This is a genomic window from Acinetobacter sp. 24-47-67 (assembly GCF_056779735.1).
The window spans coordinates 1-12,070 of the sequence record NZ_JBWYIK010000003.1 but is presented as its reverse complement, the minus strand read 5'-3'; the positions used below and the strand labels follow the sequence as shown (position 1 = coordinate 12,070).

The 12,070-nt window shown below is 37.9% G+C and carries 11 protein-coding genes and 1 rRNA gene; 6 read left to right on the top strand and 6 right to left on the bottom strand.

What is annotated here, in order from left to right; all coding sequences use genetic code 11:
• Positions 1 to 2: 2 nt before the first annotated feature.
• The 5 genes from tssE to AC1M9K_RS05585 form a co-directional block, all read right to left on the bottom strand.
• Entirely contained in the window at positions 3 to 482 is a 480-nt protein-coding gene (tssE, locus tag AC1M9K_RS05605; RefSeq protein ID WP_481588743.1) for a type VI secretion system baseplate subunit TssE, read from the bottom strand.
• A gap of 68 nt (positions 483 to 550) precedes the next feature.
• Positions 551 to 1,054: an Hcp family type VI secretion system effector gene (locus AC1M9K_RS05600; RefSeq protein ID WP_092766611.1), complete on the bottom strand. Its 504-nt coding sequence runs from the start codon at positions 1,052 to 1,054 to the stop codon at positions 551 to 553.
• A 44-nt stretch (positions 1,055 to 1,098) separates the two neighbouring features.
• A complete protein-coding gene (gene tssC, locus AC1M9K_RS05595; RefSeq protein WP_092766612.1) occupies positions 1,099 to 2,580 on the bottom strand; it encodes a type VI secretion system contractile sheath large subunit in 1,482 nt (493 codons plus the stop codon).
• Complete coding sequence (tssB, locus tag AC1M9K_RS05590) at positions 2,573 to 3,085, bottom strand: type VI secretion system contractile sheath small subunit (RefSeq protein WP_092766613.1); 513 nt, start codon at positions 3,083 to 3,085, stop codon at positions 2,573 to 2,575. The genes tssC and tssB overlap by 8 nt, the downstream gene beginning before the upstream one ends.
• Before the next feature lie 28 nt (positions 3,086 to 3,113).
• Complete coding sequence (locus tag AC1M9K_RS05585; protein WP_092766614.1) at positions 3,114 to 3,701, bottom strand: hypothetical protein; 588 nt, start codon at positions 3,699 to 3,701, stop codon at positions 3,114 to 3,116.
• A 434-nt stretch (positions 3,702 to 4,135) separates the two neighbouring features.
• Between AC1M9K_RS05585 and tssH the strand changes: the two genes are divergently transcribed.
• From tssH to AC1M9K_RS05555, 6 genes are read left to right on the top strand one after another with little or no spacing between them, the layout of a single operon-like run.
• The gene (tssH, locus tag AC1M9K_RS05580) at positions 4,136 to 6,832 is read left to right on the top strand and encodes a type VI secretion system ATPase TssH (RefSeq protein WP_481588845.1); all 2,697 of its coding nucleotides are present in this window, start codon (positions 4,136 to 4,138) and stop codon (positions 6,830 to 6,832) included.
• Positions 6,833 to 6,854: 22 nt separating this feature from the next.
• Complete coding sequence (gene tssA, locus AC1M9K_RS05575; protein WP_481588742.1) at positions 6,855 to 7,973, top strand: type VI secretion system protein TssA; 1,119 nt, start codon at positions 6,855 to 6,857, stop codon at positions 7,971 to 7,973.
• A gap of 5 nt (positions 7,974 to 7,978) precedes the next feature.
• Positions 7,979 to 9,343, top strand: coding sequence for a type VI secretion system baseplate subunit TssK (gene tssK, locus AC1M9K_RS05570; protein WP_481588741.1), 1,365 nt, complete (start codon positions 7,979 to 7,981; stop codon positions 9,341 to 9,343).
• Between the two features lie 19 nt (positions 9,344 to 9,362).
• Positions 9,363 to 10,166: a type IVB secretion system protein IcmH/DotU gene (gene icmH, locus AC1M9K_RS05565; protein ID WP_092766617.1), complete on the top strand. Its 804-nt coding sequence runs from the start codon at positions 9,363 to 9,365 to the stop codon at positions 10,164 to 10,166.
• Between the two features lie 12 nt (positions 10,167 to 10,178).
• On the top strand, positions 10,179 to 10,796 hold the full coding sequence (locus tag AC1M9K_RS05560; protein WP_481588740.1) for a hypothetical protein: 618 nt from the start codon (positions 10,179 to 10,181) through the stop codon (positions 10,794 to 10,796).
• Complete coding sequence (locus AC1M9K_RS05555; RefSeq protein WP_180029098.1) at positions 10,793 to 11,770, top strand: M15 family metallopeptidase; 978 nt, start codon at positions 10,793 to 10,795, stop codon at positions 11,768 to 11,770. The genes AC1M9K_RS05560 and AC1M9K_RS05555 overlap by 4 nt, the downstream gene beginning before the upstream one ends.
• Positions 11,771 to 11,985: 215 nt before the next feature.
• Here AC1M9K_RS05555 and rrf read toward each other — a convergent pair.
• Positions 11,986 to 12,070: ribosomal RNA gene (gene rrf / locus AC1M9K_RS05550) — 5S ribosomal RNA — on the bottom strand; the annotation flags it as partial.

The window sequence follows — 12,070 nt, the reverse complement described above, 5'->3', positions numbered from 1 at the left end:
TCTTAAGATCTAGCCGAAATTACATATTGTTGTGTCGTTGGTTTCAATAAAGCATCAAAAACTACAGGCTCATACAATGGATGGATATTTAAATATGCTTGAATACTGAGGCAAAGTGCGCCCATATTGTCGCTGTCTAACAACATTTCAACTTGAATTTGTCGTAGGCGAGGTTCATGTGCCGCAATGGACTGCTGAATAGATTGGCAAATTTTGTCTCGATCCATTGGATTCGCTGTTGATAATCCAACAAAATCAATAATGCCAAACTGTGCAATCGAGCCTTTAACCGTAGGGAATTCATCAATCTGATCAAACTTGGCTACTCGACTATTAAGTAGATCCTCCAAGTCATGTGCAACAGATTCACGTAGCTCTTGCATAGACAAGCCTTTGATCTGATCCTCATATTCTGGAATCAAGCGATCAAATAAAGTTGAACGGAAGCCAAATGGATAAAGATGATCTAAATTTGTTTTCATCTTGCCTACTCTAAAAGATGAGTAAAGGCCAACTTAAGTCAGCCCCTACTCCTCTCACTTTCAAGACTTTAAGCTTTGTAGCTTGCAGTGTTGTTAGAAAGTGACCATTGCTTCGTGATCGCACCTTTTTGAGTACCATCGATATCTTGTTGGTTGTATGTCCATTCAACAGCAGCATATTTCAAACCAAATGCTTCAGTCGGAACACCTTCAGCATTTACAGATGGTGTTACGCTTGAAACTAGAACATGTTTCAATTTGATTTGAAGGTACTTGATACGCTTATCACCATTCGCACGGTAGTAATCGATTTGTACTTCATCAAAAGTGTAACCAGCAGAACATGCTTCCCAAAGTTTCGGGCTAGTCGCATCTAAATCTTTAACGAATAACATGTCTGAATGTTCAACACGCTCAGAAGTATGACCACCAACACTTGAAGATGTCGCAGATTTAGGCTGACGGATGTTATGAGACCAAGAATTAACTTCCAACCAATCTTTGTGCTCAGTGTCACGAGATTCGCCGTCTACTTTGTATTTTCCTCGAAATTGAACATATATATCTTTCATGAAGATTTCCTGTTTTATTTAACGTTATTATAAAGTTGCTCTATTTAATTAGAGGACTGAGGTAACTCAGTGACAAGTCTCAAAGATACCGACAACTCGTCCAACTGGAAGTGCGGTCTTAAAAACACGACCGATTTGTAGTGACCAGGGTTCGCCGGGTCTTCCACAACTTTTACAGATGCTTCACGAAGCGGGCGCTTAGCTTTGGCCTCTTGTGATGCACCATCATCTAGTAATACATATTGAGATAACCAATCATTCAAAAAGCTTTCTACATTTCCAGCTGAAGCAAAACTTCCGACTTTATCTCGCATCATTGCTTTCAAATAATGCGCAATACGCGACACAGCCATGATGTATTGAATCTGGCTTGAGAGTGCTGAATTTGCATTCGCTGTATCGCTATCATATTTCTTAGGCTTTTGGGTCGATTGAGCCCCAAAGAACGCTGCGTAGTCTGTGTTTTTGCAGTGTACTAATGGAATAAAACCGAGATCGCTCAACTCTTTCTCACGGCGGTCCGTAATCGCAACTTCTGTCGGACACTTAAATACGACTTCACCATCATTGGTTTTGAAGGTATGTACTGGCAAGCCTTCTACTAAACCACCACCTTCAACCCCACGAATTGCTGCACACCAACCATGCATATCAAATGCATTCGTTAAACGTGTACCGAAACCGTATGCTGCATTCATCCAGAGATATTGATCGTGATCTTCACCTGAGACTTCTTCAACGAAGTTAAAGCCTTCTGTTGCCCAACCCTCTTTAGGGTCATAAGGCAGGCGACCCAGAACGCGTGGCATAGTTAAAGCCACATAGCGAGAATCATCACTTTCACGGAATGAGCGCCACTGTACATATTCTGCAGTTTCAAAAATTTTAGATACATCACGAGGACGATCAATTTCAGTGAAAGATTCAAGACCTAGAATTGAAGGGCTTGCTGCTGAAATAAAGGGTGCATGAGAGGCAGCGGCAACATGAGAGATTTGTTCTAAAAGATACATATCTGACGGTGTGCGATCGAATTCAAAATCACCAATCAAAGTTGCGTAAGGTGCACCACCAAAAGAACCATATTCTTCTTCATACACTTTTTTGAACAATGTGCTTTGATCAAAGTCAGTTGCGCCTTGGAAGTCCTTAATCAATTCTTTTTTAGTGGTATTTAAAATGCGGATTTTAATTAAAGGATTTGAAGGTGTTTCTTGACAGAAATAGTAAAGTCCACGCCAAGTCGACTCAATCTTTTGAAACTGTTCATGATGCATAATTTTGCTTAATTGAGCAGAAATTAAAGCATCAATTTCAGCAATACGCTTATCTATTGAGACCGTCATGTTTTCTGAAACAGTAATTGTTCCAGCCATAACTTCTTTGGCTAATTCCCCAATTAAATTTTTCGCACGAACATGTTCATCATCGTTACGCGCAATTCGACTTTGTTCAACAATCGAATCTAGAAGACTCGTTTCTTCAACAGCATTGCTTGTCGCAGGTGCGGTTTGTAAATTACTCACGGTCGTCGCCTCCTGCTTCAGCACTTAATTTGCGTACTTGATCTGTATTTTGAAGAATTTCATCAAGCAGATCTTCTAGACGTTCACTATTTGAAATTTTATTACGCAAATCTGAAAGGCGTTCACGCGCTTCAACCAATTTGCGTAAAGGGTCAACTTGTTGAACAACATTTTCAGGTCGGAAATCTTCCATTGAGTTAAAAGTAAGATCTACCGACATATTTCCACCCTCTTCCGAAATTGTGTTTTCAACTTGAAAGGCTGCTCTTGGTGCTAGCGAACTCATTACTTCATCAATGTTATCCAAATCCACATTAATAAATTTCTTATCTTTCAGTTTGGTTCTTTCAAGTTCAGATGCTGCTGAGAAGTCCCCTAATACACCAACAACAAAAGGAAGTTCTTTTATTTCTTTACCATCACCTACTTCTACGTCATACGTCAGTTGTACTCGAGGTGGTCGAATGCGTTGTAATTTTTTTTGAACACTTTCACGCTTAGCCATATTATTTTTTCCTAAATTTGTAATTTGATCAGTTCAACGAGCCAAATGGATTCTCACGTTTTGGTGCTGCTGGTTTTTCAACTTTCGCAGGTGTCGTTGTTTTAGCGGGTGTTGTTTTTGCTGGAGTCGATGCACGGCGCGTCGTACGTGCAGGCTGTCGAGTAGTTCGAGTCTCTTGAACACGCTTAGGTGCTTCTTCAACTTTGGTTTCGATTACAGTCAAAGGTTTAGCTTTTTTAACTGCTTCAGAAAGTGCCAACGCAGGTTCGTAAGTCTCTTCAGTCAAATAACGTACTTCTGGTCCACGCATTTGCTCTAATGCCTCATTCGCGATTCCGATTCCAGCTAAAAACTTAGTATCTGTTAACGATGAGTGCTGAACATTTTGTGCATTAAGACTGTTCACCAATTGAAGTGCTTTCTGATTTTGTCCGATTTGTTGAAAACGCTGAGCTGCTTGTGCTAGAAAACCATTTTTGTTGTCTTTATTTTTTTTATCACATGCTTGAGCATAAATTTGTAGCAATGTCTGGTCTGTTTCACCCGCTACTAATGGATGATCTTTAACACAACCTCTTTTGAGTTTTACTTCATCTGCGTAAGTTGTAGACGCCATCCCCAACCCAATTAGCAGAGTTGTAAGCAGAATTTTAGTATTCAAAATACACCCTCATTTATTATAAAACTTACATTAACTATATGATTCATTAAATCATTTTTTAACACACTCAATGTTTAGAGCAATGTCTTCTATATATATTAGATTTAATTAAAATTTAAACTTATAAATGCAAACTTAGTCAACATTATGACCATTATAATAAAGAAACAATTAAGTTTTTTAAGTTACAAAATTATATAGTTCTGTAAACGATTCACACTATAGGATAGTTTTTTTATCACCTTTATTTAGGTAGAATAAAAAATATGGGTGAATTTTTTCATACTAAAAATTATTGTTTATTAAATATTTAGTCGTTAAAAATCTTAAAAATAGACGTTATGTAGGTTTATTTTAAGTAACTATAAATAATTTGAACACAGAGAATTCTGATGAATAACTTGAAAATTTTGATTACAAAACTATCTCCTACGACAAGAACAGCACTAGAAAAGTCTGCAAATTATTGTATTAATCAACAAAATTACGAAATCGAAATTGAACATCTACTCTTCGAATTATTAAATCAAAACGTAAAAAATGATCTCTCTATTTTGCTCGATCACTATAAAATTTCTAAAAATGCACTGATCGATGATTTACAAGAAACGATTTCGCACTTGCCCAAAGGCAATACGCGTACACCTATTTTTGCTCAATCGATTGTACGTCTGCTAGAACAAGCTTGGCTTATTGCTTCCGCAGATCAAACCCCAGTCATCCGTAGCGGGCACTTATTAGTTGCGTTATTGACTGCAGGAGATTTATATCAAATCGCGCTTCGTGCATCGAGTTTATTCGATCTGTTCCCGATTGATACGATGAAACACAAATTTATAGAAATTTGTAAAGCTAGCATTGAAGAGCATCTCCCTCAAGCTGATCATCAAAATGATGTTCAGGATCAGGATACGATTCAAAGTTCAGAATCTCATGCAAAAACACCTGCACTAGATCAATACACCATTAACTTGACTCAAAAAGCGCTTAACGGTGGGATTGATCCTGTCATTGGACGTGAGTTTGAAATTCGCCTTATGTTGGATATTCTGATGCGTCGTCGTCAAAATAATCCTATTTTAACAGGTGAGCCAGGCGTAGGTAAAACTGCTGTCGTTGAAGGTTTAGCGCTGAAGATTGCCAACAACCAAGTGCCTGATGCATTAAAAAATGTACATATCCATGTTCTTGATATGGGTCTATTACAAGCAGGTGCAAGTGTAAAAGGTGAGTTTGAAAATCGCTTAAAACAAGTCATCCAAGAGGTTCAAAGTTCCGCTCATCCTATCATCATCTTCATTGATGAAGCACACACACTGATTGGTGCAGGCGGTCAAGCTGGTCAAAATGATGCGGCGAATCTCCTTAAACCAGCCTTAGCACGTGGCGAGTTAAGAACAATTGCTGCAACTACATGGGCTGAATATAAGCAATATTTTGAAAAAGATGCGGCGCTCAGTCGTCGTTTCCAAGTCGTCAAAGTTGAAGAACCGACTGAAGAAGTTGCGATTGATATGCTTCGCGCCATGATTCCTGTCATGGCTAAACACTTTAATCTTCAAATCGATGACGAAGCCATTGTGACTGCTGTTCATTCTTCACATCGATATATTGCTGGTCGACAACTCCCAGATAAAGCAGTGAGTGTTTTAGATACTGCTGCCGCTCGTGTGGCATTAACTCAGAATGCTCAGCCGGTAAAGTTAGATCAGCTACATGCTCAACATCATAATTTATTGCTTGAATTAGATATTTTGGAACAAGAGAATAATCAGTTCCCACAGCATGACGAACGCCTCTCCAATCTTAAAAATACGATCACTGAAATAGAAAATGAGTTAAATGCCACAACTGAAAAGTGGAAACAAGAACTAGAAATTGTTCAAAAAATCAAAACACTTGAGCAAAAAAATTCTGAATTAAAAGATGAAGAACACATTAATGATTTTAAAAATCAGATTCAGCAACTTAGATCCGATTTAAAAATATTACAAGGTGAACAACCTCTGGTATTTGAACGTGTTAATGCACAAATCATTAATGAGATTATTTCAGACTGGACTGGTATTCCTGTAGGAAAAATGGTCAATGACGAAATTAAGCAAATTCTAAGTTTAGAAGAAAAACTGGAACAACGCGTCATGGGGCAAGACTATGCCCTGCATCAACTTGTTCAAGGAATCAAAACTTCTAAAGCAAAACTTGAAGATCCAAACAAGCCTCAAGGGGTATTTATGTTGGTTGGACCAAGTGGTGTAGGGAAAACAGAAACGGCTTTAGCTTTAGCCAATGAGCTGTATGGTGGGGAATCTCATCTCATCACGATTAACATGTCTGAGTATCAAGAGGCTCATACTGTTTCCTCATTGAAAGGTGCGCCTCCAGGCTATGTAGGATATGGTCAAGGTGGTGTCCTCACTGAAGCTGTTAGACGCAATCCGTATAGCGTTGTTTTGTTAGATGAAATTGAAAAAGCACATTCAGATGTTCAAGAGTTGTTTTACCAAGTCTTTGACAAAGGCACACTTGAAGATGGTGAAGGACGTGTTATCGATTTTAAAAACACCACAATTTTATTGACCTCTAACACTGGCTCAAGCGCAATTATGCAGGCCTGTTTGACTAAACCTGTAGAAGAATGGCCTACGGCAGAAGACTTAATCGAACATTTAAAACCAAGTTTATATAAACAGTTTAAACCTGCCTTCTTGGGACGTATGCGTATCGTGCCTTACTTCCCACTCCATGATGATCTACTTGTGCGTATTATCCATCATAAGTTAGGCAAAATTACTGATCGTATTTTCAAACAATATCAAACACGTGTTGAATACACCGATGATTTGGTGGAACTCCTCTTAAGTCGCTGTACAGAAGTCGATAGTGGCGCACGTAATGTCGACAATATTCTAAACTCTTCAGTTTTACCTGAACTAGCAACACAAATATTGATTGCCTTAGCGGATAACAAAGTGCCTAAATTAATTCAAATTGATAGCAAAGATGACGTGATTGAGTATCGATTAGATCCAACAACAGCACCGAAAAAGCGTAAAGCCACCAAAAAGAAAATTGTTGAAGCATAATTATTTGAGTATATAAATTAATATGAACATTGATATAGAACAGCTACTTCAACCAATCTCAGATCAAGCAATCTGTGGCGAAGATCTATCTTTTTCGAATGAATTTCATGAAATCAAGAAAGCGAAAACCCAAGATGATCCGCTCTTAGATATGGGGGATTGGGTAGCTGAACCTAAACAAGCAGATTGGTCATTTGTTTCGGCAAAATGTATCGATGTTCTGACTCAAAAAAGTAAAGATATTCGTTTATTGACTTGGTTAAGCGAAGCTTGGAGTCAACTCTACGGTTACGAAGGAGTCGCTCGTAGCCTTGAGCTTTCGCATCGTATGTTATCCAATTATTGGAAAGATATACATCCTGAAATTGAAGATGATGATTTAGATCAACGTCTGGGTTTATTGCAAGGTTTGACTTCTCAATTACCTGCTTTGATTAAACGTGTTCCACTCATCAATTCAGCTCCTTTCTATTCAATCTACGATTATGAAAAATTACTGCATCAACAAAATGTAAGATTAAAAAATGCTGATGATTATGGATCTTCTCAGAATCATCCAGAAATCGAGCAGTTCGAACAAAGCTTATTTAATACCTCAAAAAGTTTCCAATACAACAATTATCAGTTCTTTTTAGAAATTTTGACGCACTGGGATACCCTCAAGCAAGTACTTGATCAACTGATGCAATTAGATGCTCCAAGTTTCGCAAATACTGATTCTCAGTTGGAAGACATACATAAAACACTGAAAAAAATTTATAAAGCAGATGCATTTTTAATGTCTGAGGATACTCCTGACATGAATCAAGACCTACAATTCCAAGAAAACAATTCAAATATAAATTCTGCTCCAACAGCAAATATACAAGCAGCAGTAACTCAGCAGTCATTTCAACCTCAACCACAAAGTCATCTACAAAATCGTGAACAAGCAATGCGGGTGCTTAAAGATATTGCGGATTATTTTCAAGCAAATGAACCACATAGTCCTGTGAGTTATATGCTTCAAAAAACCATTAAATGGAGCCAAATGCCGCTTCATGAATGGCTCGCACAAGTCATTAAAAACGATAACAACCCATTGGAATCAGTCCATGAACTCTTGGGTGTAAAAAATAGCAATGAATCTAATGAATGGTAATCTCAATGTTTAAAGCAGAAAAAGTACTGTGGGGTGAAGGTCTATTTTTAAGACCGCAGCACTTTCAAATTCAAGACAGTTATCATGAACAGCGTTTAAATCAAACTATTCGTGCCACCATTCCATTCGCATATGGGGTACAACAGCTCAAATTTGATGAATCTCAATTAACGACCCATGTGCTAGCAATCGAGCACATTGAAATGATTTGGCAAGATGGTGAAATTTACGCTGCTCCTTCGCGAGATCTTTTACCTCAGCCCGTACTGCTCGATGAGCTCAATTTCCGTGGTGAAATGACCATTTTTCTTGCGCTTCCTATCGTTCAACCAAACAAGCGTAATATCGCCCATGAGGCTTCGACACAACCAAGTCGATATCATTCGTATCTGAATGAAACTCATGATTTGTTCACAGATGCCACACCTGCTGAAATTACTTACATTCGTCGTCGTGCTGAGCTGAAATTACTGGAATCTCAGAATGATACTCCTCATGAACTGGATGGTTTTTTATATTTGCCGATAGGAAAAATTAAGCGTCATAGTTCAGGAAGCTTTGAACTTGATACAAAATTTATTCCACCAATTTTGCATATTGCTTCATGTGAGTCATTGGTTGCTAATTTAAAACGTACCTTGAATGTCATTAAAGCAAAAATCAAAACTATTCAAACCAACAATCGCGAAAACGAACAAAAATTAATTGAATTTAGATCAGGTGACATTGTTTCATTTTGGCTAGTGAATGCATTGAATACTGCTCATGCAACTCTCAGCCATTTATTGACTCATCCCCAAATTCACCCTGAACGCTTATTTTTTGAATTACTCAGATTGACTGGCTCATTACTGACATTCTCAACAGCCTATGAAGTTGAACATTTACCTCAATATCAACATCATAATTTACAAGATAGCTTTGCGCAGTTAGATGTCATTTTAAGAGAGTTACTCGACACAATCATTTCAAGTCGATACTTCAATATCAGTCTTAAAGAAATACGTCCTTCGTATTGGGTTGGTAGCTTAGAGTCAGATAAGATCACTCGCGAATCTCGTCTGTATATTGCTGTGTCTAGTTCAATGATGCAGACACACGAACTTGTACAAATTGTCCCACTACGTTTTAAAGTGGGCACAACAGTCGATGTTGAGCAACGTGTCGTCTCTGCATTGCCTGCTATTCCGATTCACCATTTGATGCAAGTACCTACTGCGATTCCAGTCCGCTCTGGTGTGAGTTATTTTGAAATTGAACCTCATCATGAACTCTATCAACGCATGTTGGAGTCTGAAACCATCTGTATTTATGTACCTGCTGGATTCCAAGATATCAGTATTGAACTCATCGCAGTGATGAATCGCTAGAGATTGAGAAGAGAAAAATATGAATATGCCTAATGGAGCACCTTCACTGTTCGATGACGGTCAGATTGGAGCAGGCTCTACACCACAGCAACAGAATAAATTGACGCAGTCTTCTAATTTGGTTGATTTAATGCATGACGGTTTCTACATCGTTTTTTTAATTCGTAACCAATACGTTCCTGACAATGTCGATGAATTTCGCCAAAAAATCATGGATCAACTACAACGTTTCGAATTACAAGCGAAGAAGTTGCAGTTTTCAGCCGAGGATATCCATGATGCCAAATATGCATTTTGTGCATTACTTGATGAAACGATTGTCACACAACAGAACCCTAGTTATTTCCATTTACAAAATTCGTGGTTGATTAGTCCTCTTCAGTTAACTTTATTTGGATCTCAACTTGCAGGTTATCAATTTTTTGACTTATTAGAAAAAATTAGAACTCGTGGAAAAGATCGCTTAGCAGCTTTAGAAGTTTTTCACTACTGTTTACTGTTAGGTTTTCAAGGTAAATACCGTATTGAATCAATTGAAAGCTTAAATCATTTGGTTGCACGCGTAGGCGATGAAATAGATTATTTAAAAGGTAAAAAAGCCCTCTTTTCACCTTTCGCTGCATTGCCTGATCAAATTAAAAACATTATTCATAAAGAACTTCCATTCGCTTGGATTCTATTATTTTTACTCCTCTTTGCATTATTGGCATTTTCTGGACTTCGCTATATGCTCAGTCAACAAGAGACCAAAGCCATGACTCAATATAATAATGTCATTAGTGCACCTGCTGAACAGGCCCACATAACGATTCATTTACCATAAAAGATATTCAATATGAGCCAAGAAAAGAAAAATATTAGAGTCCTTACACCTACTAAAAAAAATAAAAAAATTTCGCCTCTAGTAAGCGGGATCATTGGTGTAGCAATTGGTATCTCTACCACATCTTTAGCTTTTTATACCTATTTAAATCAACCAAGCTTCCAACCGATTAACGCAGCAGATACAGATTCAACACACTCAAATGATAAATTGTCCAATATTGATTCGGGAATCACCCAAGCTGATCAAAACGAGCAATCTGAACCTGATGAATATCACCAAGCTCAACCCAAGCTAAATGAGCTTAATAATATTTTCAAACATCAGCAAACAAACTCTGCTCAAGCAACTCAACCAGTGACTTCAAGTAAAAATCCCTTCGAATCAACTTTTAATCAAGCACAACCTTTAAGTAACAAAACTTCCCAAGTTCCACCTAAAGCAGAACCAGTAAAAAAGACCACAACTGAAGCATTACCGAAAACCATAAAAAAGCCTGAGTCTAAGCCTACGACAGCCAATGCAAATAAAGTTGCTGAAAGTAAAGCTGACACTGATGAAAATATTGATATTCCTGTAGCCAGCGTAGAAGTTTCAGTCACACGAACTGCTAAAGAACCTGCACCGTGATTTTTTTTATCATTGTCAGTTTTGTGATATTAATCATCGCACTGACTTTATTGATGTCTTATGAGATAAGACAAAAAGTAATAGATTTTGCACAAAGCTTATTACCACAAGGTAAAAAAAAGCTTTTAAACGCACGTAAATTTGCACATGAAATGAATCATGCTGCTTCAGCAGACCAAATTCAAACGCATTGGCACTTACAGCAATGGTGGATACTCATTGCTGGTTTTTTCTTACTTAGCAGTATTATGCTTTTTGCTTTTACAAAACCCGTTGATCCTACAAAAATAGAAGCGAACTATTTAAAGAAAGCTGATCCTCAAATTTATAACTTATTAAATGGGGAAATTCTTTCCCCTCCTCCAGAGGTTGAAGAAAGTCTCGTCGATGCAGCAATCGTTGAAGCTGTACGTCTTGAGCAACAATATCAAGCTCAAACTGGCGGTTCTGTTTCATCGACAACTATTCCTAATGTAGAAAATTCAGAGTTTTCTCATGGTCATCTCGATACTTCAATGGTAAATCGTAAGTGGGACAAGATGCATCCACGCTATAAACAACGATTACTTATGGTCTTCAAAATTATGAAGGAACAACATGGCTATGAATTAGTATTACTAGAGGGTTATCGTAGTCCTGCACGACAAAATAGCCTATCTCGGAATAAAGCAACCACTTTAGCGACTGCATACCGTAGCTATCACCAATTTGGTTTGGCAGCTGATGTCGCATTCAAGCGAGATGGTAAAGTCGTTATTTCTGAACGTGATCCTTGGGCTATGCGTGGCTATCAGTTATATGGTCAAGTTGCTGAGTCTGTCGGTTTAGTTTGGGGAGGACGTTGGACAAAAATTCATGACTACGGTCATACAGAATATCGAATGCCTGGCTTGGTTCGTAGCAAGGAAACTCATGATCGTTTCATGCGAGAAGCTGAACAAGGTAATTTAATGGCAAGCAATATAGAACAGTAATAATCCGTTGATTCTCTTTTCAAAATGCCTGTTAACGATACAGGCATTTTTGTATTTATTGATATATTTTGCGCTTGTAATTAACTATGTGAAGACATTGATTTAGAAGTTAATTTTCCCGTACCCATGCCTTTCCCTTTATATTTAATTCTTTATTTCAATTTACATATATAAAAAAACACCCCCTTGTATTGAAGGGGGTGTTTAGAATAATGAGCTGGCGATGACTTACTCTCACATGGGTAACCCCACACTACCATCAGCGCTAAGAGGTTTCACTTCTGAGTTCGGGAAGGGATC

Bases quoted from the DNA above. Each gene is read 5' to 3' on its own strand.
- tssE (WP_481588743.1), bottom strand. From the start codon at position 482: ATGAAAACAAATTTAGATCATCTTTATCCATTTGGCTTCCGTTCAACT.
- AC1M9K_RS05600 (WP_092766611.1), bottom strand. From the start codon at position 1,054: ATGAAAGATATATATGTTCAATTTCGAGGAAAATACAAAGTAGACGGC.
- tssB (WP_092766613.1), bottom strand. From the start codon at position 3,085: ATGGCTAAGCGTGAAAGTGTTCAAAAAAAATTACAACGCATTCGACCA.
- AC1M9K_RS05585 (WP_092766614.1), bottom strand. From the start codon at position 3,701: ATGGCGTCTACAACTTACGCAGATGAAGTAAAACTCAAAAGAGGTTGT.
- tssA (WP_481588742.1), top strand. From the start codon at position 6,855: ATGAACATTGATATAGAACAGCTACTTCAACCAATCTCAGATCAAGCA.
- tssK (WP_481588741.1), top strand. From the start codon at position 7,979: ATGTTTAAAGCAGAAAAAGTACTGTGGGGTGAAGGTCTATTTTTAAGA.
- icmH (WP_092766617.1), top strand. From the start codon at position 9,363: ATGAATATGCCTAATGGAGCACCTTCACTGTTCGATGACGGTCAGATT.
- AC1M9K_RS05560 (WP_481588740.1), top strand. From the start codon at position 10,179: ATGAGCCAAGAAAAGAAAAATATTAGAGTCCTTACACCTACTAAAAAA.